The 26,049-nt window shown below is 74.2% G+C and carries 16 protein-coding genes; 12 read left to right on the top strand and 4 right to left on the bottom strand.

What is annotated here, in order from left to right; all coding sequences use genetic code 11:
• The first annotated feature begins 32 nt into the window (after positions 1–32).
• The 10 genes from HFV08_RS32260 to moeZ all read left to right on the top strand — a co-directional run bounded on the left by HFV08_RS32260 (position 33) and on the right by moeZ (position 13,230).
• Complete coding sequence (locus tag HFV08_RS32260) at positions 33–125, top strand: Ms4533A family Cys-rich leader peptide (protein ID WP_312885288.1); 93 nt, start codon at positions 33–35, stop codon at positions 123–125.
• Positions 126–353: 228 nt separating this feature from the next.
• Entirely contained in the window at positions 354–2,075 is a 1,722-nt protein-coding gene (locus tag HFV08_RS01955; RefSeq protein ID WP_168535147.1) for an ABC transporter substrate-binding protein, read from the top strand.
• A 2-nt stretch (positions 2,076–2,077) separates the two neighbouring features.
• Positions 2,078–3,118 carry an ABC transporter permease gene (locus tag HFV08_RS01960; RefSeq protein ID WP_168535149.1) on the top strand — a complete coding sequence of 347 codons (1,041 nt, stop codon included), beginning with the start codon at positions 2,078–2,080 and terminating at the stop codon, positions 3,116–3,118.
• Entirely contained in the window at positions 3,115–4,104 is a 990-nt protein-coding gene (locus tag HFV08_RS01965) for an ABC transporter permease (RefSeq protein WP_168535151.1), read from the top strand. Before HFV08_RS01960 ends, HFV08_RS01965 begins: the two co-directional genes overlap by 4 nt.
• Entirely contained in the window at positions 4,101–5,771 is a 1,671-nt protein-coding gene (locus HFV08_RS01970; RefSeq protein ID WP_168535153.1) for a dipeptide ABC transporter ATP-binding protein, read from the top strand. The genes HFV08_RS01965 and HFV08_RS01970 overlap by 4 nt, the downstream gene beginning before the upstream one ends.
• A gap of 190 nt (positions 5,772–5,961) precedes the next feature.
• Positions 5,962–8,337 carry a GT4 family glycosyltransferase PelF gene (gene pelF / locus HFV08_RS01975; protein ID WP_168535155.1) on the top strand — a complete coding sequence of 792 codons (2,376 nt, stop codon included), beginning with the start codon at positions 5,962–5,964 and terminating at the stop codon, positions 8,335–8,337.
• A gap of 578 nt (positions 8,338–8,915) precedes the next feature.
• Complete coding sequence (locus HFV08_RS01980; protein WP_312885290.1) at positions 8,916–10,028, top strand: hypothetical protein; 1,113 nt, start codon at positions 8,916–8,918, stop codon at positions 10,026–10,028.
• A 234-nt stretch (positions 10,029–10,262) separates the two neighbouring features.
• On the top strand, positions 10,263–11,222 hold the full coding sequence (locus HFV08_RS01985; RefSeq protein ID WP_040248577.1) for an NAD-dependent epimerase/dehydratase family protein: 960 nt from the start codon (positions 10,263–10,265) through the stop codon (positions 11,220–11,222).
• Positions 11,210–11,989 carry a spherulation-specific family 4 protein gene (locus HFV08_RS01990; RefSeq protein ID WP_168535157.1) on the top strand — a complete coding sequence of 260 codons (780 nt, stop codon included), beginning with the start codon at positions 11,210–11,212 and terminating at the stop codon, positions 11,987–11,989. Before HFV08_RS01985 ends, HFV08_RS01990 begins: the two co-directional genes overlap by 13 nt.
• 62 nt (positions 11,990–12,051) lie before the next feature.
• Positions 12,052–13,230 carry an adenylyltransferase/sulfurtransferase MoeZ gene (gene moeZ, locus HFV08_RS01995; protein ID WP_168535159.1) on the top strand — a complete coding sequence of 393 codons (1,179 nt, stop codon included), beginning with the start codon at positions 12,052–12,054 and terminating at the stop codon, positions 13,228–13,230.
• A gap of 351 nt (positions 13,231–13,581) precedes the next feature.
• Here moeZ and HFV08_RS02000 read toward each other — a convergent pair whose 3' ends face one another.
• From HFV08_RS02000 to HFV08_RS02015, 4 genes are all read right to left on the bottom strand, one after another.
• Positions 13,582–15,126: an alpha/beta hydrolase gene (locus HFV08_RS02000; RefSeq protein ID WP_168535161.1), complete on the bottom strand. Its 1,545-nt coding sequence runs from the start codon at positions 15,124–15,126 to the stop codon at positions 13,582–13,584.
• Positions 15,127–15,211: 85 nt separating this feature from the next.
• Positions 15,212–16,768 carry an alpha/beta hydrolase gene (locus tag HFV08_RS02005; protein ID WP_168535163.1) on the bottom strand — a complete coding sequence of 519 codons (1,557 nt, stop codon included), beginning with the start codon at positions 16,766–16,768 and terminating at the stop codon, positions 15,212–15,214.
• A 190-nt stretch (positions 16,769–16,958) separates the two neighbouring features.
• Positions 16,959–17,924: a D-2-hydroxyacid dehydrogenase family protein gene (locus tag HFV08_RS02010; protein ID WP_168535165.1), complete on the bottom strand. Its 966-nt coding sequence runs from the start codon at positions 17,922–17,924 to the stop codon at positions 16,959–16,961.
• An 88-nt stretch (positions 17,925–18,012) separates the two neighbouring features.
• Entirely contained in the window at positions 18,013–21,456 is a 3,444-nt protein-coding gene (locus HFV08_RS02015; protein ID WP_312885291.1) for a lysylphosphatidylglycerol synthase domain-containing protein, read from the bottom strand.
• A gap of 209 nt (positions 21,457–21,665) precedes the next feature.
• Between HFV08_RS02015 and HFV08_RS02020 the strand changes: the two genes are divergently transcribed.
• The gene (locus tag HFV08_RS02020) at positions 21,666–22,061 is read left to right on the top strand and encodes an MGMT family protein (RefSeq protein ID WP_281373177.1); all 396 of its coding nucleotides are present in this window, start codon (positions 21,666–21,668) and stop codon (positions 22,059–22,061) included.
• 255 nt (positions 22,062–22,316) lie between these two features.
• Positions 22,317–25,925, top strand: coding sequence for an ATP-dependent helicase (locus HFV08_RS02025; RefSeq protein ID WP_168535169.1), 3,609 nt, complete (start codon positions 22,317–22,319; stop codon positions 25,923–25,925).
• Positions 25,926–26,049 lie beyond the last annotated feature (124 nt).

Genomic DNA, 26,049 nt, shown 5'->3' on the forward strand with positions numbered 1-26,049 from the left:
CATCCGGCGCGAACTCGTCCATATTTCTGCGCATGTCGTCCCACCGTGCTGCCCAGAACGCCGCTCTTGAGCTGGCGCTCTTCGGCGTGACCGCACTGTGCGTGGCCGATATCCACTGTCGCTGACCCCCGCCCCCGGCGCGTACGTCAGCTTCTCCCGCCGTCCCGGCCCGGCCCGCTCCAGGGCCGCCGTACGGCTCTCCCCGTGATGTCGCGGGCACCGGTGTCCTCCGGCGCCCGCCGACCTCCTCGACGTGCCCGCCCGGGCGCGGAACCGGTCTTCCGCGATTCCCGCGTTCCCGCTCGCTCCCGCTCCGAGCGGTTCCCGCAGCACTCCTGAGAGGTCGCCTTCCGATGCGTCAATCGTCCGTCATAGCCCGCCGCGTGGCAGCGGCGTCCGTCTGCCTGGTCCTGGCCTCGGGCGCGGCCGCCTGCGGACCTGAGGACAGCGACGCCGCCTCCGGCGACGACGCGAAGCCGAAGAAGGGCGGCACCCTGCGGGTCCTCAACTCCGAGCCCCAGACGGACTTCGACCCGGCCCGGCTCTACACCTCCGGCGGCGGCAACGTCCCCTCGCTGGTCTTCCGCACCCTGACCACCCGCAACCGCGAGGACGGCGCCAAGGGCACCGAGGTGGTCCCCGACCTTGCCACCGACACCGGCAGGGCCAGCAAGAACGCCACGGTGTGGACGTACACCCTGAAGAAGGGCCTGAAGTACGAGGACGGCTCGCCGATCACCTCGGCGGACATCAAGTACGGCATCGAGCGGTCCTTCGCCGCCGAGCTCTCCGGCGGGGCGCCCTATCTGCGGGACTGGCTGATCGGCGGGGCCGACTACCAGGGCCCCTACAAGGACAAGGGCAAGAAGGGCCTCGACTCGATCGAGACCCCGGACGAGCGGACGATCGTCTTCCGGCTGAACAAGCCCGAGGGCGAGTTCCCGCTGCTCGCCACCCAGACCCAGTTCGCGCCGGTGCCGAAGGCCAGGGACAAGGGCACCAAGTACGAGGAGCACCCGGTCTCCTCGGGGCCGTACCAGGTGGTCGAGAACGAGAACGACGGTGAGCGGATCACCCTGAAGCGCAACCCGCACTGGTCGCGGGAGACCGACGAGGAGCGGTTCGCCTACCCGGACCGGATCGATGTGCGCTCCGGGCTCGACCCCTCGGTCGTCAACCAGCGCCTCTCCGCCTCCACCGGCGCCGACGCGGCGGCCGTCACCACGGACACCAACCTCGGCCCGGCCGAGCTGTCCAAGATCACCGGCGACAAGAAGCTGGCCGCCCGGGTCGGCACCGGCCACTTCGGCTACACCGACTACATCGCCTTCAACCCGAAGGTGAAGCCCTTCGACAACCCGAAGGTGCGCCAGGCGATCGCCTACGCCGTCGACCGCACCTCCGTCGTCAACGCGGCCGGCGGCTCCTCGCTCGCCGAGCCCGCCACCACCTTCCTGCCCGAGCAGAAGGCCTTCGGCTCCACGGGCCACGACCACTTCCCGGCCGGGAAGACGGGCAACCCGGCCAAGGCCAGGAAGCTCCTCGCCGAGGCCGGCTACCGGAACGGCCTGAAGGTGACGCTCACCCACTCCAGCACCACGGTGGGACGCGGCAACCCGGAGACCGCGGCCGCCCTCCAGGACGCCCTGAAGAAGGCCGGAATCACCGTCTCCCTCAAGGGACTCGAGGACAACAAGTACGGCGACGTCATCCACAGCGTGAAGGACGAGCCCGGCTTCTTCCTCACCGGCTGGGGCGCCGACTGGCCCTCCGGCGGCCCCTTCCTCGCCCCGATCTTCGACGGACGGCAGATCGTCCGGGACGGCGCGAACTTCAACACCGGCCAGCTGGACGACCCCGCGGTCAACAAGGAGATCGACGAGATCAACAAGCTGACCGACCTGGACGAGGCCGCCGGGCGCTGGGGAGCCCTGGACGAGAAGATCGGCAAGCGGGCGCTGGTCGTCCCGCTGACCCACCCGGTCTACAAGCGGCTCTACGGCAAGGACGTCCGGAACATCGTGATCAGCGACTGGACCGGTGTGCTCGACATCTCGCAGGTCGCGGTCAAGTAAGCATGAGTGAGGCTCAGTTGACCTCCCCGGTCGGGGTGGACGCCGTCGTGGTGTCCGCCCCGGCCGCCGGGGCCGGGACGTTCTGGCGGCGGCTGCGCGCACAGCGGGCCGCCCTCTGCGCGGCGGCGGTGGCGGGGCTCCTCGTCCTGTTCGCCCTCACCGCCCCCCTGCTCATCCTGCTCGAAGGCGCGGACTCCACCACCTACCACCCCGAGCTGGTCGACTCCGCCCGCGGCGGGGTGCCGATCGGCTCCTTCGGCGGCGCGAGCGGGAGCCATTGGCTGGGCGTCGAACCGCAGACCGGACGGGACCTGTTCGCCCGGCTCGCCGAGGGCGCCCAGGTCTCCCTCGGGGTGGCGCTCGGCGCGACCCTGATCCAGGTCGCGGTCGGGGTCTCGGTGGGGCTCGCCGCCGGGCTCGGCAACCGGTGGGTGGACCAGCTCTTCGACCGGCTCACCGATGTGGTGATCGCGCTGCCGCTGGTGGTGATGGCCCTCGCCATGCTCGCCGTCGTGCCCGAGGACTTCCCGCGCCCGCTGCTCGTCGCGCTGATCATCGGGCTCGTCGCCTGGGGCACCATCGCCAAGATCGTGCGGGCCCAGACCATCGCCCTGAAGTCCCTCGACTACGTGGCCGCCGCGCGGCTCAGCGGCTGGAACACCTGGCGGATCGCCCGCCGGGAACTGCTGCCCGGACTCGCGGCCCCGGTGCTCACCTACTCGGCGCTGCTCTTCCCGGTCAATGTCGTCATCGAGTCCGCGCTCTCCTTCCTCGGCGTCGGCGTCAAGGCGCCGACCGCCTCCTGGGGGCAGATGCTCGCCGCCGCGGACGTCTGGTACCAGGCGGCGCCCCAGTACCTGCTGCTGCCCGCCGGACTGCTCTTCACCGCCGTGCTCGCCCTGACCGTGCTCGGCGACGGGGTGCGCACCGCGCTCGACCCCCGGGCCGCCGGGCGGCTGCGGGTCGGCACCCGCGCGGGGCAGGGCCCGGCGGCGCCGGCCCCGGCCGCGGACACCGCGCCGCGCAAGGAGGGTGCCGTATGACCTCCTTCGTGCTGCGCCGCCTCGGCGGTCTCGTCCTCACCCTCTTCGTGATCTCCGTCCTGGTCTACGCCGTCTTCTATCTGGCCCCCGGCAACGTCGCCCAGCTGAGCTGCGGGCCCCGCTGCTCGCCCGAGCAGGTCCGGCAGGTCGCCGCCCAACTCCACCTGGACGACCCGCTCTACGTGCGCTACTGGCACTTCCTCACCGGCCTGTTCGCCGGGCAGGACTACTCCACCGGCACCGCCGTGCTGCACTGCGACGCCCCCTGCCTCGGCCTCTCGTACCAGAGCGACCGCGAGGTCACCCAGCTGCTCCTGGAGAAGCTCCCGGCCAGCGTCTCGCTCGCCGCCGGGGCCGTGGTGCTCTGGCTGATCATCGGGGTCGGCACCGGGGTCCTGTCGGCCTGGCGGCGCGGCGGGCTCACCGAACGCGTGCTGACCACGCTGACCCTCGCGGGGACCGCGGTGCCGGTCTTCGTGCTCGGCCTGGTCCTGATGGTCCTGGTCTGCGGGCAGTGGGAACTGCTGCCCTTCCCGCAGTACGTGCCCTTCGGGGAGGACCCCGAGCAGTGGGCCTGGAACCTGCTGCTGCCCTGGGTGACCCTCGCCCTCGCCGAGTCCGCCACCTTCGCGCGGATGACCCGCTCCTCGATGCTGGAGACCCTTGCCGAGGACCACATCCGCACCTTCCGGGCGTACGGGGTCCCCGAGCGCGCCATCGTCGGGCGGCACGCCCTGCGCGGCGCGCTCGCCCCGCTGATCGCCCTCAACGCCAACCACATCGGCGCCCTGGTCGGCGGCTCGGTGCTGACCGAGTCGCTGTTCGGCATCCCCGGCATCGGGCGTGAACTGGTGCACGCCGTACAGGTGGTGGACCTGCCGATCGTGGTGGGCGTGATGCTCGCCGTCGGCTTCGCCGTGGTGTTCGCCAATGCCGTCGCCGATCTGCTGTACGCGGTGGCCGACCGACGGGTGGTGCTCTCATGAGCCTGGTCGACGTCCGGGACCTGACGGTCGACTTCGGCGGACTGCGGGCCGTCGACGCGCTCTCCTTCCGCCTCGACGAGGGCGGCGCGCTCGCCCTGGTCGGCGAGTCCGGCTCCGGCAAGAGTACGGTCGCGGCGGCCCTGCTCGGGCTGCACCACGGCACCGGGGCCCGGCTCTCCGGCTCGGTGGAGGTCGCCGGTGTCGACGTAGGGGCCGCCGGGGAACGGGAGTTGAGACGGCTGCGCGGCGGGCTCGCGGCGATGGTCTTCCAGGATCCGCTCTCCTCGCTCGACCCCTACTACGCGGTCGGCGCCCAGATAGCCGAGGTGTACCGGGTGCACCACAAGGCCGACCGGCGGGCGGCCAGGGCCCGGGCGGTCGAGGTGCTCGACCGGGTCGGCATCCCCGATGCCGCCCGGCGGGCGCGCTCCCGGCCGCACGAGTTCTCCGGCGGCATGCGCCAGCGCGCGCTGATCGCGATGGCGCTCGCCTGCGAACCGCGGCTGCTTGTCGCCGACGAGCCGACCACCGCCCTCGATGTGACCGTGCAGGCCCAAATCCTCGATCTCCTGCACCAGTTGAGGCAGGAGACCGGCCTCGGCCTGCTCCTGGTCACCCACGATGTGGGAGTCGCGGCGGAGAGCGCCGACGAGATCCTGGTGATGCGCGAGGGCCGCGCGGTGGAGCGCGGCCCGATCCGCGAGGTGCTCTCGACCCCTCGCGAGACGTACACCCGGGAGCTGCTGCGCTCCGTGCCGCGCCTGGAGGACGCCCGCGAGCGCCGGGTCGCCGAGGCGGAGCCGGTGCTTCGACTGGAGGGACTGCGCAAGGAGTTCGGCCGCGGGCGGCACCGTTTCGCGGCGGTCGAGGACGTCTCGCTCACCCTGTACCGGGGGCAGACGCTCGGTGTGGTGGGGGAGAGCGGCAGTGGCAAGTCCACCCTCGGGCGGATGATCGTCGGCCTGCTCGAACCGACCGCGGGGCGGCTCGAGTTCACCGGGCAGGAGTCCGGCAGGGGATCCGGTGCGCAGGACGGCCGGCGACTCGGCAAGGACCCCGGGGCGGGCGGGGCACGTACCCGGAAGCAGACGGGCGGGCGGCCGCGGCTCCAGATGGTCTTCCAGGACCCCGTCTCCTCGCTCAACCCCCGGCGCGGCATCGGGGAGTCCATCGCCGACCCGCTGCGCGCCCAGGGGCGGCGGGACGAGGAGGGCATCCGCGAGCGGGTCACCTCCCTGCTGGAGCGGGTGGGCCTGCGGGCGGACCACTACGACCGCTATCCGCACGAGTTCAGCGGCGGCCAGCGCCAGCGGGTCGGCATCGCCCGGGCGCTCGCCGCCGAACCGGAGATCATCGTCTGCGACGAACCGGTCTCCGCCCTCGATGTCACCACCCAGGCCCAGGTGACCGCGCTCCTGGCCGAACTCCAGCGGGAGTTGGGGATCGCGCTGGTCTTCGTGGCGCATGACCTCGCCGTGGTGCGGCAGGTCAGCGACCAGGTGGCGGTGATGCGCGGCGGGCGGATCGTGGAGTACGGACCGGCCGAGCAGGTCTACGGGGCGCCACAGGACCCGTACACCAAGGAGCTGCTCGCGGCGGTCCCCGCCCTCGATCCGGACGCGGCCGCCGAACGCCGCGCCGTCCGCAGGGAGTTGGCTCTCACCTGACACCGGGTGACCGAACTGCCCCTCTCGCGGGTAAACGTCATACCTCTGGGAAAGTTACGCGCGTTCACCCCTTCTGATGGCGCGACGGACGGTTGTCCGTCGCGCCATCGACATGTCCGCATACGTTCGTCTCCGCTGCGGGCCGTGCGGTCAACCACGGCTCCCCTCAACGGAGATCGGAGGTGTGCGCGTGCGTATCGGACTGCTGACCGAGGGCGGCTATCCGTATGTGAGCGGCGAGGCGAGACTCTGGTGCGACCGGCTCGTACGCGGGCTTGGGCCGCACGAATTCGACCTCTACGCGCTCAGCCGCAGCCGCCGCCAGGAGGAAGAGGGCTGGGTCCGGCTGCCGCGGGGGGTCACCCGGGTGCGGACCGCCCCGCTGTGGACGCCGCCCGAGGAGGGCCCCGCCCTCGGCAGGCGCGCCCGCCGCCGCTTCGCCGCGCTCTACGCCGAGCTCGCCGCCGCCCTGACCGAGCCCCGGCCCGTGCCGCCGGGGGAGGAGCACGCCCCCCAGGCGGACCGTTTCCGCAACGCGCTGTACGGGCTCGCCGACCTCGCCCGCACCGAGGGCGGACTCGCCGCCGCCCTGCGCTCCGAGACCGCCGTGCGCGCCCTCGAACGCGCCTGCCGCGCGCCCGGCGCTCCGCGCGCCGCCCAACTCGCCCGCGTCGGCGACCTGTTGGACGTCACCGCGCACATCGAACGCGCGCTGCGTCCGCTCTCCCTCGACTGGTACGCCGAGGACGGGCTCGCCGCCGCCGACCTCAGCCACGCCGCGAGCGGCGGCAGCGCGGCCCTGCCCGGACTGCTCGCCCAGCGGCTGCACGGGGTGCCGCTGCTCGTCACCGAGTACGGCGTGCAGCTGCGCGCGCACTACCTCGGCGCGGGGGACGCCTCCCGCTCGGCACCCGCGGTACGGGCCCTGCTCGCCGCCTTCCACGGCCGCCTCGCCGAGGAGGTCTACGCGCGCGCCGCGCTGATCACCCCCGGCAACTCCCATGCCCGGCGCTGGCAGGAGCGCTGCGGCGCCGAGCGCGCCAAGCTGCGCCTGGTCTACCCCGGCATGGACGCCGCCCGCTTCGCCGAGGCGGGGGAGAGCACCGGCCGCGGCGACCAGGAGACCCTGGTCTGGATCGGCCGCGTCGACCCAGCCAAGGACCTGGTCTGCCTGCTGCACGCCTTCGCCGCCGTCCGCCGGGAGCGCCCCGGTGTCCGGCTGAGGGTGATCGGGGCGCCCGCCGAGGGGGAGGAGGCCGCCGCCTACCTCGCCCAGTGCCGGGTGCTCGCCGCCCAGCTCTTCCCCGACGAGGCCGCGGGGGCGCACGAGGTCGGGGTCAACCCCGTCTCCTTCGAGGAGATCGGCTCACCCGAGGTCCCGGACCTGGCCGCCGCGTACACCGCGGGCGCCGTGGTCGTGCTCTCCAGCGTGGTGGAGGGCTTCCCGATCAGCCTGGTCGAGTCGATGTTCTGCGGCCGGGCCACCGTCTCCACGGACGTCGGCGCCGTGGTCGAGGTCATCGGCGGTACGGGGCTCGTGGTGCCGCCGCGCAATCCGCGGGCGCTCGCCGAGGCGTGCCTCGGCCTGCTGCGCGACCCCGCGCGCCGCGCGCGCCTGGGCGCGGCGGCGCGTGCCCGGGCGCTCGAACTCTTCACCGTCGAGCAGAACATCGAGGCCTTCCGCGCCCTCTACCTGGAGATCGTCTCGCACTGCCCCGTCCCCCGCGAACTCCTCGACGCCGCCGGTGAACCCCTGCCCTTCGCCGTCCCCGCGGAGGTCCACCTCCCCGGCCACTGGACGGCCGCCGAAACCGCCGAAACCACCGAGGGCGGCGAGAGCGGTGAGAGGCCCGTGCGCCGGCGTGCGGGGCATCCGCGGAGGCCGAGTTGGGCCCGGACGCCGACCTCCTCGGGGGGCCGCGTGAGGGCTGGTGCGGCGGGCGGTGGGACGGCCGGTGCCCCGGCTGCCGGATTGCCTGGCGGACCGGCTCGCGGACTGTCTGGCGGGCTGACTGGCGAAACGACTCAGCGGGGATGGGGGGCGGCTGGGGCGGAGGGCCGTGGGCCGCTGAAGTCCCTTGCGGGGGGCGGTACTTCGGGTGCCGAATCCGGTAGCGAAACCGACTCCGGTATCGACAGCGCTTCCGGCACCGGTTCCGCTTCCGGCACCGGTTCCGCCTCCGGCACCGGTTCCGCCTCCGGGATCGGTTCCGCTTCCGGGATCGGCCTCGTTCCCGACGGTGATGTTGCTGTCGACTCCGCCGGGGTCGCTGCCAGAGCCCTTGCTGCCGAGGCCCGCCCGGAGCCCATGGGTCACACTGCCGCAGAGAGTGGGAAGGCTCCGGCGGGCGAGGACCCCCGAGCTGCCGGGGATCCCCAACTGGACTGGGAATCACCGCCGTTGGCCCAGGAATCCCCCCCGGAGGCCGATCCGCGGGCTGCTGATCTGCGGGCTGCTGATCCGCGGACTGGCGATCCGTGGACTGCCGACCCTCAGGCGACTGATCCCCGGACCGCCGCTCCCCGGACCGCTGTCCCGGTGGCCGCCGGGGAGGTGGCCCGATGAGCCGCGAACGGCACTCCGCACCGCCGGACTCGCCCGGCACCCCCGCCAGCCCCGGTGCCTGGGACAGCGCCTCGGAACAGGCCCTCGACAACCCCGCGGCCACCCCGACCGTCCCGGGACCCGCCCGGCCGCTACCCGGTTCCCCCGGCCCTGACCCCGCCGACGGCTCCCCGAGCCCGGAGCAGGATCCCGGCCCGGGGAAGCCCAACCCCCCTTCGCCGGGCGGCCGTTCGGCCCCGGCACCCGGCGGCTCGGGCGGCCCCGGGGCCCCCGGCCCCTCCGTACCGACCGCTCGCGACCCGGAGCCGTCCGCGCGCACCGAGCCGCCCGCGCGCCCTGGGCCTTCCACGCGCACCGAACCGTCCGCCGAGTCGCCCACGCTTCCCGCACCCTCTTCGTCCACCGCGCCCTCTTCGTCCACCGCGCCCTCCCCGCGCACCGATCCCCCCGCGCACACCGACCCGCCCGCCGAACCACCCCTCGCCCCCCAACACCCGGCTTCCGCCGAGCCGTTCGCCTCCGTCGTGCCGCTCTCGCCCGCCCCGATCCCCGTGGACGCACCGGGTCCCACCGACCCCGTGGCAACCCCGGAACCTTCCGAACCTCCGGCCCCCACCACCACGGCCGCCCGCCGTCCCGCCGTCGACCCGGTCAAGGCGCTGCTGCACCGGCACCGGGAGCTGTGTGAGCGGGCGGTGGATCCGCTGGAGATCGCGGCCGGGCTGGAGGCGCACGGGATCACCGACCGGACCGCGGCGCGCTTCCGGCACCGGGATGTCTTCTCGCTCGCCGAGGAGATGTACGCCCGGGTGCCCCGTGAGCCGGAGGCCGACCGACTGCCCGCCGCGCGTGCCGAGTCGGGCAACCGGCCCGGCTGGGCGCTCACCGCGCTGCTGCCCGGGGCGGCCTGTGCCCTGGCGGTGCTCGGGCTCCAGCACACGGACGGGCAGCTGCACTTCGCGGTGGCCGTGGCCGGGGTGCTCGCGGTCGCGCTCGGGCTCGTACCGGCGCTGGAACGGGGGCCGCTCGGCGGGCGGCACCACTTCACCCCGGGCACCAGGGTGTGGATCTGCTGGCTGCTCACCTACGCCCTGGCCGGGGACGGGCTGCTGTGGGCCGCCGTCACCGGTGGGCCCGATGTACCGGGGCCGGTGGCGAGCGCCCCGCTGCTCGCTCTCGCCTGCGCGGTGGCGCCCGCGATCTGGTGCGCCCAGCTCTTCGCCACCGCGGCGGGGCGCAGGCTCGCGGGCAGCCGGGGACTCGCGGAGTTCACCGCGCGGGCCCGGCCGCTGCTCCTCGGCTGCCTCGCCCTCTTCCTGCTCGCCCTCGGCCTGCTGCTCACCCTCACCGCCGAACTGCTCGACCAGCGCCCGGGCTACGGAGCGGCCGGCACGCTCGGCGCCCTCCTGCTGCTCTCCCGGCTGCTCCTCGCCCGCGGCTTCACCCACGCCCCGGCGGTGGTGCTCGCCGCCGCCGGTCTCGCCGAGGCCCTGGCGCTGGCCACCGTCTTCGCGGGGCGGCTGCCGGGCTGCGAACCGCTCGCCGTCCCCGTACAGCGCCTGGTCGAGCGGCAGGGCCCGGGCCTGGTGCCCGCCCTGATCCTCGGCGCCGGCGCGCTCGTCCTGCTGCTGCACGCCCTGCGCACCCTCACCCGGGCCTCGGCCCACGCGTACCGGGAGGACACGCCGTGACGGCGACCGACCCGCACTGACCGGACCCGCACTGACCGGACCCGCACTGACCGGACCTCCACCGACCGGACCCCGTCGACCGGATCCCCGCGGTCCTTCGGACCCCGGGGACCGTGCCACCCCCCGACTTCCCGATCCACGGCAACACCTCGAAGGGACACCCAAGATGACCGCTCTTCCTCCTGGGACGACCGTTCTCCCACCGCGGGAGCGCACCACCCGTGGAGGTGCCCGATGAGGGTGCTGCTGATGGGAGCCAACGGATACCTGGGCCGCTTCGTCGCCGAGCGCCTGCTCGCCGACCCCGCCGTGCAGCTCACCGCCCTCGGCCGGGGCGACGACGCGGATGTGCGCTTCGACCTCGCGGGCGGCAGCCCGGGCGCGCTGACCCGCTTCCTGGACGCGGTGCACCCCGGCGTGGTCATCAACTGCGCCGGGGCCACCCGCGGCGGCGCCCGCGAGCTGACCCGGCACAACACCGTCGCCGTCGCCACCGTCTGCGAGGCGCTGCGCCGCAGCGGCTGCGGGGCCCGGCTGGTCCAGCTGGGCTGCGGCGCCGAGTACGGGCCGAGCCAGCCCGGCTCCTCCACCGCCGAGGACGCGGTGCCCCGGCCCGGCGGCCCCTACGGGGTGAGCAAGCTCGCCGCCACCGAGCTGGTGCTCGGCTCGGGTCTGGACGCGGTGGTGCTGCGGGTCTTCTCGCCCGCGGGCCCCGGCACCCCGGCGGGCTCCCCGCTCGGCAGGCTCGCCGAGGCGATGCGCCGGGCCATGCAGTCCGGCGACGGCGAGCTGAAGCTCGGCGGGCTCGGCGTCCAGCGCGACTTCGTCGACGTACGCGATGTGGCGCGCGCCGTGCACGCCGCCTCGCTCTCCGCCGCCCAAGGCGTGGTCAACATCGGCTCCGGCCGCGCGGTCCGGCTGCGGGACGCCGCCGCCACCCTCGCCCGGGTCGCCGGGTACGGCGGCACCCTGCACGAACTCGACGGCCCCCAGCACCCGGTGCGCGGCCCCATCGGCCACCCGCGCGGGGAGCACCACGACCACCCCGGGCCGGTGAGCCCGTACCCGGACGGCTGCGGCAGCTGGCAGCAGGCCGATGTGCGCACCGCCCGCGACCGGCTCGGCTGGCGGCCCCGGATCGTCCTGGAGGAGTCGCTCGCCGACATCTGGATGGAGGCGGCATGCCGCATCTGATCAGCCCGCGCGCCGCCGCGGCCACCGCCCCCTCCGGCGTCGGCATCGGGGTCCCGGGGCTCGCCCACCCGCTGCTCGCCCCGGCCGAGTGGGCCGAGCTGACCCGGCCCGGCACCCCGGTCGACTGGGTCGTCCTCAACGCGGGCCACGGCCCCGGCGAGCGCCCCGACCCGCACTGCCTGGCCGCCGCCGGACGCCTGCGCAAGGCGGGGGTGCGGGTCCTCGGCCACCTCGACCTCACCTACGGGGCCCGCCCCTTCGGCGAGGTGGTCACCGAGGCGCACCGCTACCTCGACTGGTACCTGGCCGACGGCTTCCTGCTCGACCGGTGCCCCACCGAGCGCGCCGCCCTGCCCGAGGTCCGCCGCACCGTCGCCACCCTGCGCGCGCTCGCCGCCGCCGGGCGCGAGGGCCCCGGCCGCTCCCCGACGGCGCATGTGGTCCTCGGGCACGGCGGCCACCCGTACCCGGGATACGCGGAGAGCGGTGACCAGCTGATCACCTTCGAGGGGCCCTGGAGCGACTACCGCTGGTCGCAGGCGGCCGAGTGGACCGCGGACTACCCGCCGGAGCGGTTCTGCCACCTGGTCCACTCGCTGCCCGCGGGCCATCTGGAGGAGGCGCTGCGCATCGCCCGCTGGCAGGGCGCGGGCACGGTCTGCTTCACCGACCGTACGGAGCGCGGATCGGCCGCCGCGCCCTGGGAGACCATGCCCGGCTACTGGGACGCGTTTGTCTCGCACGGCGGGACGGGTGTCTCGGAATGAAGAAGCGCGTGGCAGTGTTACGGCAAGAACTGCCGTTTTGACATCCGACCAACGGAGCCCCCGTGTCGCTGCCACCCCTGGTCGAGCCCGCATCCGAGCTCACCGTAGACGAGGTCCGCCGGTACTCCCGCCACCTGATCATCCCCGACGTGGGCATGGACGGGCAGAAGCGGCTGAAGAACGCCAAGGTGCTCTGCGTGGGCGCGGGCGGACTCGGCTCCCCGGCCCTGATGTATCTGGCCGCGGCCGGCGTCGGCACGCTCGGCATCGTGGAGTTCGACGAGGTCGACGAGTCGAACCTGCAGCGCCAGATCATCCACAGCCAGGCCGACATCGGCCGCTCCAAGGCCGAGTCGGCCCGGGACACGGTCAAGGGCATCAACCCGTACACCGAGGTGGTCCTGCACCAGGAGCGTCTGGAGTCCGAGAACGTCCTGGAGATCTTCGCCCAGTACGACCTGATCGTCGACGGCACCGACAACTTCGCCACCCGGTACCTGGTCAACGACGCCTGCGTGCTCCTGAACAAGCCCTACGTCTGGGGCTCGATCTACCGCTTCGACGGCCAGGCCTCGGTCTTCTGGTCCGAGCACGGCCCCTGCTACCGCTGCCTCTACCCCGAGCCGCCGCCGCCCGGCATGGTCCCCTCCTGCGCCGAGGGCGGCGTGCTCGGCGTGCTCTGCGCCTCCATCGGCTCGATCCAGGTCAACGAGGCCATCAAGCTGCTCGCGGGCATCGGCGAGCCGCTGGTCGGCCGCCTGATGATCTACGACGCCCTGGAGATGCAGTACCGCCAGGTCAAGGTCCGCAAGGACCCGGACTGCGCGGTCTGCGGCGAGAACCCGACCGTCACCGAACTCATCGACTACGAGGCCTTCTGCGGCGTCGTCTCGGAGGAGGCCCAGGAGGCCGCCGCCGGGTCCACGATCACTCCCAAGCAGCTCAAGGAGTGGATCGACGACGGCGAGAACATCGACATCATCGACGTCCGCGAGCCGAACGAGTACGAGATCGTCTCCATCCCCGGCGCCCGGCTGATCCCGAAGAACGAGTTCCTGATGGGCACCGCGCTCACCGGCCTGCCGCAGGACAAGAAGATCGTCCTGCACTGCAAGACGGGTGTCCGCAGTGCGGAAGTCCTCGCGGTGCTGAAGTCCGCGGGCTTCTCCGACGCCGTGCACGTCGGCGGCGGCGTCATCGGCTGGGTCAACCAGATCGAACCGGACAAGCCGGTCTACTGACCACTGGACAGGCCGGTCTGCTGACGACCGGACAAGCCGGTCTGCTGAGCCGCCGCAGCCACGCGGTTCAGTAACTCAACAGCTCAACAGCCCCTGTCCGGGGCCGACTTGCGCGGGCCCGTCCTCTCCACCGCCATCGGAGGGGCGGGCCCGCAGCATGGGCGCGCCCCGCCTGCGTACCCCTGAGCGCCCGTACGACCTGCTGCGCCGGCCTCCCCGAACCGCCGCCCGACCCGGGGCCGGGGCCGTGTCCGCCCGGAGCCGGGTGCGCACCTCGGCGCCCGGGCAAGTGCCTCAGCCGGGCGCCGAGTGGTGCGTGGTGCGTGGTAAGTGGTGTGCGAGCGGCCCGGTTCAGCCCGCGCAGACCTTCCCGTCCTTCGGCGCCTCGCCCCGCAGCAGATAGCCGTCGACCGCCCCGTCCACGCAGGTGCTGCCGCTGCCGTACGCGCCGTGGCCCTGGCCCTTCCAGGTCAGCAGCACGCCGACGCCCTCGCCGAGTTCGTCGGCCATCTTGCGGGCGCCCTCGTAGGGGGTGGCCGGATCGCCGGTGTTGCCGACGACGAGTACCGGTGCCGCGCCGGGCGCTGCGACCTCCGGGGTGGCGCGGGTGCCGGGTACCGGCCACTCGTGGCACCAACCCGCGGTGTCCCAGTTGAGGAAGTCGCCGAAGACGGGGGAGAGGCGGCGGAACTCCGCCCCTCGCCGCTTCGCCTCGGCGGCGGTCGGCCGGTCCTTCGCGTCCCGGCAGGAGATCGCGCGCTGGGAGTGGCTCTGGGTGTCGTAACGCCCGCTCTCGTCACGGCCGTTGTAGTTGTCCGCGAGCCGCAGCAGCGGGCCGCCGTCGCCGTCCCCGGCCGCCTGAAGGGCCTCGGTGAGCACCGGCCAGTTGGACTTGCTGTAGAGGGTGACGGCGATCCCGGTGGTGGCCAGGGTCTGGTTCAGCTTCCGGTCGCCGTCGCCGCGCAGCGGCTTCTGGTCCAGGCGGGAGAGGAGCCCGGCGATCCGGGCGGTGCCCTTCTTCGGGTCCTCGCCGGTGGAGCGCAGATAGTCCTCCAGCGCCCGCTGGAATCCGCGCGCCTGGTTCCTGGCGTGGCCCACCGAGTCCGCCGTGGGGTCGACGACCGCGTCCAGGACCAGCCTGCCGACCCGCTGGGGGAACAAGTGGGCGTAGGTGCCGCCGAGTTCGGTGCCGTAGGAGATGCCGAAGTAGGAGAGCTTGCGGTCGCCGAGCACCTGGCGCATCAGGTCCAGGTCGCGGGCGGTCTCGGCGGTGGACAGGTGCGGCAGCAGCGCGGAGTCCTCGCGGGCGCAGCCCTTGCCGAAGTCCGCGGCGTCCCGCAGGAAGGCCCGCTCCTCGGCGGCCGTGTCCGGGGTGGCGTCCACCGACTCGGCGGCCTGGAGCGCCCGGTCGCCGCGGCAGCGCACGCCCTCGCTCGCGGCCACCCCGCGCGGGTCGAAGCTGACCAGGTCGTAACGGCCGCGCAGCCTCTCGTACTCCCCCGAGAGCGCGGGCAGCATCTTCAGTCCCGAGCCGCCGGGGCCGCCGAAGTTGAAGAGCAGCGAGCCGACGCGCTGCTTCGCGCCGCTGGTGGAGCGGGCGCGGATCAGGGCGATCCGGAGCTGGGCGCCCTCGGGCTCGGCGTAGTCGCGGGGCACCCGCAGCCGGGCGCACTCCCAGTCGCCGCCGGGTGCTCGGCCGGACTCGTCCGCCGCGCAACGGCCCCAGTCGAGCTTCTGCCCGGTCAGCGAGGCGGGCAGGGCCTGGCCGCCGGGCGCCGATTCGGAGGGCCCCTTGGCGTCGGGCGAGGGTCCGTCCCCGCCGTCGTCCCCGGAGCCCCCGCACCCGGCGATCAGCAGGGCGGCCGCACCGGCGGCCAGCGCGCGCAGCAGACGCATGACTTCTTCCTCCCCCTGAGCGGGCCCGGACGGCGCCCCTCGCGCCGGGCACCCCGGTGCCCGGACGGTGCCGCCATCGTAGGCGTCAGCCGCAGACCGTCCCCGACCTGGGCACCCGCCCGTCGAGCAGATAGCCGTTCACCGCCTTGCGCACACAGGCGTCCCCGCTGTCGTACGAACCGTGCCCCTCGCCCTTGTACGTCAGCTCCACACCGACCCCCTTGCCGAGCGCCCGCGCCATCTTGCGGGCGCCCTCGTAGGGGGTCGCCGGGTCGCCGGTGTTGCCGACCACCAGGATCGGGGCCGAGCCCGGGGCGCTCACCTCGGGGTGCTCGGCCGCGCCCGGGACCGGCCAGTCGGTGCAGGTGAGCATCCCCCAGGCCAGGTAGTCGCCGAAGAGCGGCGCGGCCTTGCGGAAGGCGGGCAGCTGCCGCTCGACATCCCGTACCGTCTGCCGCTCCTTCTCGTCCGCGCAGTTGATGGCGACATTGGCGGCCTGGATATTGCTGTACGAGCCGTCCGGATTGCGCCCGTTCATCGAGTCGGAGAGCAGCATCAGGGTCTGGCCGTTGCCGTCGTAGGCCTCCTCCAGACCCTGGGTGAGGTACTCCCAGAAGTCCTTGGAGTAGAGGGACTGGGCGATGCCGTTGAGCGCGGCGGTCTGGGTGAGGCGGCGCGGGAAGGCGCCGGGCAGCGGCTTGGCGTCGAGCCGCTTCAGCAGGGCGGCGATACGGCGCTTCACGTCCGCCGCGGAGTCGCCGAGGGTGCAGTCCTCGCCCTTGGCGGCGCAGTCCTCGGCGAAGTTGTCCAGGGCCAGGGTGAAGCCGCGGGCCTGGCCGAGCGCGCCCTGCTCGGTCGACTCGGTGGGGTCGACGACCGCGTCGAAGACGGCCCTGCCGACCCGCTGGGGGAACAAGTGGGCGTAGACACCGCCGAGTTCGGTGCCGTAGGAGATGCCGAAGTAGTACAGCTTGCGGTCGCCGAGCACCTGGCGCATCAGGTCCAGGTCGCGGGCCGCGTCGGTGGTGCGCACATGCGGCAGCATCTCGCCGGAGTTGTCCTCGCAGACCTCGTTGAACTCCCGGGTGTTCGCGAGGAGTTCGGCGCGCTCGGCCCGGTTGTCCGGGGTCGAGTCCTGCTGGAAGTACGCGTCCAGGTCCTCGGCGTCCTCGCAGAGCACCGGGGCGCTGGCGCCCACTCCGCGGGGGTCGAAGCTGACCAGGTCGTAGCGGGCGCGCAGGCTCTTGTACTCGTCGCCGAAGGAGGGCAGCGTGGTCACGCCCGAGCCGCCGGGGCCGCCGAAGTTGAAGAGCAGCGAGCCGATGCGCTCCTTCGCGCCGCCGGTGGAACGGGCCCGGATCAGCGCCAGGTCCACCGTCTTGCCCTTCGGCTCCTTCCAGTCCCGGGGCGCCTTCATCGTCGCGCACTGCCACGCGCCGCCGCCGGCCGCGCCGCGCGGGGCCTTGCCGCCGCCCTGGGCGTCCTCGGGGGCCGGGCAGTCCCGCCAGTCGAGCTTCTGCCGCGGCAGGTCCTCGGCGGTCGAGCCGCTGTCGTCGCCGCCGTCCCCGCAGCCGGGCAGCAGCGCCGCGAGGAGGACGAAGGAGGTGAGGGCGGCGGCACGCAGCGGGCGGGGCTTCGGCATACGCCCATCCTCGGCCGGGGGCGGCGGGCCCGCCCGGGGCCGCGGGCCGAGCGGGTGAGGGCCGGGGCGGGAACCGGTGCCCGCGTGGGGCGGGGGAGCGGGCCGGGTCGGCCGAGGACACGGGCCGGGGGACGGGGGACGGGGGTCGGCCGGAGTCGAGGGCTGGGGGTCGGCCGCAGGCGCGGGCGGGTCAGCCCAGGACGCGGATCGGCGCGCCCGCCAGGAAGGCCTGGATGTCCTCGACGGCCTGGGAGTAGTACGTGGCGTAGTTGGCGCGCGAGACATAGCCGAGGTGCGGGGTGGCGAGCAGCCGGGGCGCGGTGCGCATCGGGTGGTCGGCGGGCAGCGGCTCGTGGTCGAAGACGTCGACGCCCGCCCCCGCGATCCGCCCCTCGCGCAGGGCGGCGAGCAGCGCCTCCTGGTCCACGATCGCGGCCCGGGAGGTGTTCACCAGGTAGGCCCCGGGCCGCATCAGCGCCAGCTCCCGGGCGCCGATCAGCCCACGGGTGCGCGCGCCGAGCGCGAGGTGCACGGAGACGAAGTCGGCGCCGGCGAGCAGTTCCTCCTTGGAGGCGGCCAGGCGGACACCGACCTCCTCGGCGCGGGCGGGGGTGAGGTGCCGGCTCCAGGCGAGCACGTCCATGCCGAAGGCGAGGCCCACCCGGGCGACCCTGCCGCCGATCTTCCCGAGGCCGAGCAGCCCGAGGGTGCGGCCCGCGAGGTCGGTGCCGACGCTGCCCTGCCAGGGGCCGCCCTCGCGCAGCGCGGTGCTTTCCGGCACCAGCTGCCGGGCGAGGCCGAGCAGCAGCGCCCAGGTCAGCTCGGTCGGCGGGGTGCTGGAACTCTCGGTGCCGCACACCGTGACCCCCGCCGCCCGGGCCGCCTCGTAGTCGATGACCGAGTTGCGCATCCCGGAGGCGATCAGCAGCCGCAGCCGGGGGAGCCGGGCCAGCAGGGAGGCGGGGAAGGCGACGCGTTCGCGCAGGGTGACCACGATCTCGAAGTCGGCGAGCGCCGCCGCGAGTTCCTCCTCCGTACCGAAGTGCTCGGTGAAGGAGACCGTCTCCACCCGGCCTTCGAGCACCGACCAGTCCGCACCGGCGGCCGCGGCTCGCTGGTAGTCGTCGAGCACGGCACAGCGCAGTGCGGTTCCCACGGTGCTCCCCTCCGACCGGCTCGGAACGGTCACCGGGCCCGGAGACCTCACCGTACGCGGCGGTCCCTTCGGGGAGCGGGCGGGGGCGTCAGAGGGCGCCCTTGCGGGTGAGGTGGTTGAAGAAGAGCCAGCCGGGGAGCACCGGCAGCCACAGGGTCAGCAGCCGGTAGAGCAGCACGGCGGGCGCCGCGACCTCCTTGGGCAGGCCCACCGCGATCAGTCCGACGGTCAGGGTGGCCTCGACGGCGCCCACGCCGCCGGGGGTCGGGGCGGCGGAGCCGAGGGCGTTGCCCGCGAGGAAGACCACCGCGACGCTGGCCAGACTCAGGGTGGAGGCGTCGTCCTTGCCGAAGGCGCGGATCGAGGCGTCCAGGCACATCACGAAGCAGGCCGTGAGCAGCAGCATGCCGCCGATGCCGGTGAGCAGCTTCTGCGGGCGCTGGAGCACGTCCAGCATGCGCGGCACCACCCCGGCGAACAGCGAACGCACCCGGGTGGAGACGAATTTGCGCAGGAACGGGATCGAGGTCACCACCAGCACCAGCACCGCCACCGTCAGCAGACCGGCGATGACCGTACGGGACGGGGAGAGCGAGGGGGTCTTCTCGGTGCCCGTCAGATAGCCGAAGGTCAGCAGGAGGACGACATGGCTGCCGAGCCCGAAGAGCTGCGAGGCGCCGACGCTGGCCACCGCGAGCCCGGGCCGCACCCCGGAGCGCTGCAGAAAACGGGTGTTGAGGGCGACCCCGCCGACCGCGGCCGGGGCGACGATCTTCACGAAGGACCCGGCGACCTGCGCGGCCACGGTCCGCAGGAAGGGCACCCGCTCCGGCACGAAGCCGAGCAGGCTCATCGCCGCCGCGAAGTAGCTCAGCGCCGAGAAGACCACGGCCGCGATGACCCAGCCCCACTGCGCCTCGTCGAAGAGGGTGCCGAACTCGATGTGGGTGAGCTGCGAGAGCAGGAAGTACGCGCCGATCGCGCCCGCGATGAAACTGACCAGGGTGCGCGGCCTGATCCGCTCCAGCCGGGCCGGCTCCACCGGGGCCTGCGGGCGGATCCGGAGCACCTGGTGGCGGATCTGGGTGAGCAGGTCCTCCTCGCGTGCTTCGTCCAGGGCCTCGTCGATGGCCCGCTTCTCGGCCTGCTTCTCGGCCCGGACCGCCTTCTTGCCGCGCTCCGGCGCACGCGCCGCGCTGTCCTCGCCGCCGCTCTCCTCAAGCCGCGCCTGCTTGGCCCGCTGGGAGGCCTCGAGAACCGCCTCGCGCTCGCGCTGCGCCCGCTCCCGGGCGAGCTTGCGCAGGGTCGTACGGGTGGCCCGGGTCAGCGCGATGGGCTGGAGCATCGGCAGGCAGTCGGCGACCGCGTCGGGGCCCAGCACCGCGAGGGCCGAGGCCACCGAGCGTTCGGCGCCCACCCGCAGGCCGAGGGTGGCGAGGAGCTGGGCGATGTCCATCCGCAGGCCGAGGTCGCCGGCCGCGATCTCACCGCCGCGCAGATCGGTGAGGATGACCTTGCCGGAGCGGTCCACCAGGAGGGCGTCGCCCGCGAGCCTGCGGTGCGCGATGCGCCGCGACTGCAGCGCCTTGACCTGCCGCCAGATGTCCGCGAGGAGCGCGTCGGTCAGCTCCTCGTCCGGCAGCGAGTCGAGGGTGCGGCCGCCGGTGTGCTCGTAGACCAGCATGACCGCGTCGGGGCCGAGCTCCGAGGTGGCGATCAGCTTGGGGGCGTTGGCCCCGGCCGAGATCACCGCATAGGCGAGCAGGGCCTCCTGCTCCAGGGCCTGCCGCAGGGACTGCAGGCTGCTGCGGGTGGTGATGCCGCGCAGGGTGATCCGGCGCCAGGCGCGATAGAAGAAACCTTGCGCCTGCTGTTCCCGGTCGACCACCGTGACATCCAGCGGCGGCCCGTCCTCCAGGGTGACGAAGTAGCGCCGCCCGCGGTCCGCGTGCTCTATGCCGTCCTGGGCGGGCTCGACCTCCTGGCGGGCGGCGCTGAGCGGCCGGAACCCGACCCGGCGCAGCCCGGTGAGCAGGGTCCGCCCGGTGGGCCGGACGTTCGGGGAGCCGACGGTGTAGAGGGTGCCGTAGGCGACCGACCAGCCGATCAGCAGCGTCAGGATGATCGAGAACGGCGTCGTGTACCCGGTCACCAGCATCGCGAAGGCGTCGAGCAGCAGCACCGCCCACAGCACCACCCGCCACCGCGGCCGGCGCGACATCCCGACCGCCGTCATATACGCGATCACCGGCGCGAGATAGCCGTGCACGGGATCGGTGAGGGCGTGCACGTCCCCCGGCGCGGGCTGGGTCAGCGCGTCCTTGATCGACCCCGGCGCCGACTTCGCCACCCACAGATCGGTCGCCAGGGTGACGCCGTGCGCGAGCACCGCCGCGAGCACACCGTCCGCGATACGCAGCCCGTCCCGCTTGATCAGCCGCTCGATGGCGAAGGCCACCGGCACGAGCAGGACCGCGATGCTGGAGGCCAGCCCCGCGAACTTGATCAGCAGATCGGGCGCCTGGCCGGTGCCCTTGCTGATGTCCTGTTCGAGGCCCGAGGTGGTGCCGTGGGCGAAGGCGGCGATGGCGAGCACCACCGCGATCGCGAGCATCCCCACCAGCAGCCGCATCAGATCCGAGGGGCGGTGCACCCGCGCCGCGAGCAGTGGCTCGTCACCCTCGACCTCGTCGGCGTGCGCACCCCCGCTGCGGATCGAGGCGTTCTCCCCGTCGGCGTGGGAACCGAGGCGGGGTGGGTGTGTGGGGGCGGGAGGGTGCGCAGGGGCGGCGGGGGTGGTCTGGGCGGCCGGAGTGGCCGGGGGCGCCGGGGTGGGCTGGGTTGCCGGGGGTGTGGGGGAGCTTTCGGTGGTGGGGGCGGCTGGGGGTGTGCGGGAACTCCGGGTGGTGCGGGCGGCCGGGGCCGTGGTGGGGCTCGGGGCCGTGGTCGAGTTCGGGGTGGAGGGGGCGGTCGGGGTGCCCTGGCGAGGGGGCGCGGTCGTGGGCTTCCCGGGCTGGGTTTCGCCGGGGCTGGTCCCGGGGGTGGTGGTCCCGGGGGTTGTGAGGGGTGCGGTCCGGGGTGCGGCGGTGGGTCTCGGCGGGGACTCCGCCTCCGGGCGGGTGCCCGTGGCCTGCCGGTCGGTGTCCGTACCCTCTGGGCCGGTTTCCGCGACGTCTGGGCCGGTTTCCGCGACAAGCTCTGGGCCGGCTTCCGTGACGTCTGGGCCGATGTCCGTGCCCTTCTGCTCGGTGCCCGTGCCTTCCGGCTCGGTGCCCATGCCCTTCTGCTCGGCGCTCGTGCCCGTCTGCCCGTCGCCCGTGCCCTCTGGGCTGGCGCCCGTGCTTTCCGTGCCGGTGCCCGTGCTCTCGGGACCGTTGCCCGCGCCCTTCCGGGTGGTGTCCGCGGCGGGCGGTGCGCCGTCCTGGTCCTCGGCTCCGCCGGGCGTGCCCGTGCCCGGCGCCCGCTCGCCGCGGCCCCCTGGCTCGCGGTGCGAGTCGGTGCCGGGCTCCTTGGCCGCTTCGTCGGGGCGCACGCCTCGCCGTTCCCTCGTCTCATCCGGTTCTGGGCGGTGCCCTGGCTCGTCCGTCACCAGTCACCGTCCGCATGATGGTGGCATGCGCCGGGCGCGAGCGGAGGCAGCAGGGTGCCGCTCACGACCATCAAGTCCGCTTTGCCGGACTCTGCCGCCGGTGCCCCGCTGATCCGCCCGCGCTGTCGGTGGCGTACGGCAGGATGGGGCGGATGAGCGAACAGAACCCCCCGAGCGAGCGCGCCGCACCCTCGGACGGCGACGGCGCTCACGAGCTGCCCGGCTACGCCGAGCGCGTCCTCGACGTCGCCGAACTGATCCCCGAGGGCCGCGTCATGACCTACGGCGATGTCGCCGAGTGGCTGGCCGAGGGCGGCCCCCGGCAGGTCGGCCGCGTCATGGCGCTCTACGGGGGAGCGGTCCCCTGGTGGCGGGTGGTCCGCGCCGACGGACACCTGCTCCCCGGCCACGAACTGCGCGCCCTGGAGCACTACCGCGCCGAGGGCACCCCGCTGCGGGAGGCCTCCCGCAGCACCGAGGGGCATCTGCCCCGCCTGGACATGAGGCGGGCGCGCTGGGACGGCGGGGGCACGGAGGCTCACACCTGACAGCCTGCGCCACCGCGCGCCCCCACGGCAGGCCCGTGGACCGTACGGGGGACACCCGCGGGCCGCCCCGACTGGCGTACGTTCGACTCCCACGCCTCCGTGACCCGCAGCGCGGGCCGGTGGGGCCGGGGACGAGGAGGCGCGGGGACCACAGGCTCCGTCGCTCTCCGGGCCCCCGGCCGCCGTCACCGCGCACAGCGGTCCGCGGCGGCCCGCACCGCACCACCAGCACAACCACCAGGACCGGCGATTCACGTGAGCTCCTCTTCCTCCACCCGGCGCCTGTCGCACCCCCGGGTCCGGCAGGGGGACTCCGCGTACCGTCTCGTCCGCACGCCGCCGGCCACCCTTGGCCCTCCTCGACTGGACGCAGCGCAGCAGGCCGTGGTTGATCACCAGGGCGGACCGCTCCTCGTCCTCGCCGGGCCCGGCACGGGCAAGACCACCACCCTCGTCGAGTCGGTCTGCGCCCGCCTCGCCCGCGGCGACGACCCGGAACGCCTCCTCGTCCTCACCTTCAGCCGCAAGGCCGCCGTCGAACTGCGCGACCGCATCGCGCTGCGCACCACCGCCGCGGGCGCCGTACAGGCCACCACCTTCCACTCCTTCTGCTACGCGCTGGTCCGCGCCCACCAGGACAGCGACCTCTTCCGTGAGCCCCTGCGGCTCCTCTCCGGCCCCGAGCAGGACGTCGCCGTACGCGAACTGCTCGCCGGCCAGATCGACCTGGCCCGGCACGGTCTCGCCCGCACCCGCTGGCCGGACGAACTCCGGGCCTGCCTGACCACCCGCGGCTTCGCCGACGAGGTCCGCGCGGTGCTGGCCCGCTCCCGTGAACTCGGGCTCGGCCCGCGCTCGCTGGCCTCCTTCGCGGCCCGCATCGGGCGGCCCGACTGGGGAGCCGCCGCCGACTTCCTCGCCGAGTATCTGGACGTCCTCGACCTCCAGGGGGTCCTCGACTATGCCGAACTCGTCCACCGGGCGGTCCTCCTCGCCCGGCGCCCCGAGGTCGCGCGCCGACTCGCCGCCCGGTACGACACCGTGTTCGTCGACGAGTACCAGGACACCGACCCCTCCCAGGTACGGCTGCTCCAGGCGCTGGCCGGGCACTCCGGCGCGGCCCGCCCCACCGGGCGTCCCGCTCCCGGCGCCGAGTCGGCCGCCGCCTCCCGGCGGGCGCTCCTCGCCTTCGGTGACCCGGACCAGTCCATCTATACGTTCCGCGGCGCGGACGTGAACGGCATCCTCGACTTCCCCGACACCTTCCGCCGCCCCGACGGCCGCCCCGCACCCGTCCGCGTACTCGGTACCTCGCGCCGCGCCGGAGCCGGACTCCTCGCGGCCACCCGGCTGCTCACCCAGCGGATGCCGCTGACCCGGCTGCCCTCGGAGAAGGTACGGGCGCACCGCGAGCTGACCGCCGAGCGCGAGGGTGGCACGGCCGAGGTGTACACGTATCCGACGGCGGGCGCCGAACTCGACAACATCGCCGACCTGTTGCGGCGGGCCCATCTGGAGGACGGGGTCCCGTGGAGCGGGATGGCGGTCCTGGTCCGCGCCGGGGCCCGCTCGATCCCGGCCGTACGCCGAGCCCTGTCCGCCGCCGGGGTCCCGCTCGACATCGACGGCGACGACCTCCCGCTCCGCCACGAACCGGCCCTGGCACCGCTCCTCCTCGCCCTCCGGGTGGTCGCGGAATCCGTGGACGGCGACCGGCGATCGGAACAGGGCGCGGAATCGGGACAGAGCGCGGAATCGGGACAGGGGCAGGGACAAGGGCAAGGGCAGGCAGCGGACCAGGACCAAGACCGAGATCAGGGCCGGGGGCAGGACCAGGCGCAAGGCGAGGGGCGTGCGGACCAGACGCCGGGCCAGGCACAGGCCGGGACGTCTGAGTCGTCCGAGCCATCCGAGATCTCCGAACCGGTGGCCGGGGAGGCACCCGAGGAAAACTCCGCGGCTGGGCAGGGACCCGCGGACTCCGCCGTCGGCTGGCTGGACACCGAGACCGCCCGCACCCTGCTCACCTCGCCGCTCGCGGGCATGGACACCGCCGATCTGCGCCGCCTCGGCCGCGCCCTGCGGGAGGAGGAGCGCGCCGCCGGGAACCGGTTGCCGCCGTCCTCCGACACGCTGCTCGCCCGCGCCCTCGCCGAGCCCGAACGCCTCGTCGCCCATGACCCCGCCTACGCGCGCGGAGCCCAGCAGCTCGGTCACCTGCTGCGCAGGGCACGGCAGCGGCTGGCCGCGGGCGGCAGTGCCGAGGAGGCGCTCTGGGAGCTGTGGGCCGGCACCTCCTGGCCGCGACGCCTGGAGAGCGCCGCCCGGCGCGGTGGCGCGGCGGGCCGCAACGCCGACCGCGATCTCGACGCGGTGTGCGCCCTGTTCGCGACCGCGGCCCGTGCCGAGGAGCGCACCGGGGGCCGCGGGGCCCTCAACTTCCTCGCCGAGGTCGACGCGCAGGACATCGCCGCGGACACCTTGACCCGGCGGGCGGTGCGCCCCGATGCCGTACGTCTGATGACGGCGCACCGCGCGAAGGGCCTGGAGTGGCGGGTGGTCGTGGTCGCCGGGGTGCAGGAGGGGCTCTGGCCCGATCTGCGGCGCCGCGGCTCGCTCCTGGAGGCGGACCGGATCGGCCGGGACGGGCTCGCCCAGCCGCTCACCCCGGGCGCCCTGCTCGCCGAGGAGCGCCGCCTCTTCTACGTGGCGGCCACCCGGGCGAGCGAGCGCCTGATCGTCACCGCGGTACGGGCCGCCGCCGACGACGGTGACCAGCCCTCGCGCTTTCTGGGTGAACTCGGCGTCGAGCCGAGGGAGGTGACGGGCCGCCCCCGGCGCCCCCTCGCCGTGGCGGCGCTCGTCGCCGAGCTGCGTGCCACCACCGTCGATCCTCGGGTCTCCCCGGCCCTGCGGCAGGCGGCCGCCGAACGGCTCGCCCGGCTCGCCGCGCTCGACGACGGCGAGGGCCGGCCGCTCGTGCCCGCCGCCCACCCCTACCGCTGGTGGGGGATGGAGGAGCCGACCGAGAGCCGCGTCCCGCTGCGCGATCGCGACAAGCCCGTCGTGCTCTCCGGCAGCGCGCTCGACCAACTCGCCCGTACCTGCGCCCTGCAGTGGTTCCTCGGCCGTGAGGTGAAGGCGGACTCCCCGGCGAGCGCGGCCCAGGGCTTCGGCAATGTCGTGCACGTCCTCGCCGACGAGGTCGCCTCCGGGAAGACCCCGGCGGACCTGGACGTCCTGATGGAGCGGCTCGACTCGGTCTGGGAGGCGCTCGCCTTCGACGCGCCCTGGAAGTCGGCCCAGGAGAAGGACACCGCGCGCCTCGCCCTGGAGCGCTTCCTGCGCTGGCATGTGCTCGACCGCGCCGGGCGCACCCCGGTCGCCAGCGAGCACGACTTCGACGTGACGCTCACCACCGGCGAGGTGGACGTGACGATCCGCGGATCGATGGACCGGGTCGAGCGGGACGGCGAAGGGCGGGCCTACGTCGTCGACTTCAAGACCGGCAAGCAGGCTCCGAGCGCGGCCGAGGTCGAGCGGCACCCTCAGCTGGCCGTCTACCAGCTCGCCGTACGCGAGGGCGCCGTCGACGAGGCCTTCGGCGGGGAACGGCCCCCGCCCGGCGGGGCCGAACTCGTACAGCTGCGGCAGGGCGCGGCGCGGCGGGACGGCGGGGACGAACTGCCCAAGATCCAGGCCCAGGAGGCCCTGAACGGCGACTGGGTCGGCGAACTGCTCGCCACGGCCGCGGGCCGGGTACTCGACGAACGCTTCGCGCCCACTCCTGGTCAGCATTGCACTCACTGCTCCTTCCGCTCCTCGTGCAGCGCACGCCCGGAGGGCCGCCACATCGTCGAGTGAGGACACCGCGTCCTCGGAGGCAGCAGTATCGGGCGGACGCAAGAATCCGTGGGGAGCCTGTGGATAACTTCGGAACGAGGTCCGCCGAGAGCCGGGAGAGCGGGCTGCCTGTGGACAACGGACG

It is taken from the genome of Streptomyces physcomitrii (assembly GCF_012273655.1).
Taxonomy (GTDB): Bacteria; Actinomycetota; Actinomycetes; order Streptomycetales; family Streptomycetaceae; genus Streptomyces; species Streptomyces physcomitrii.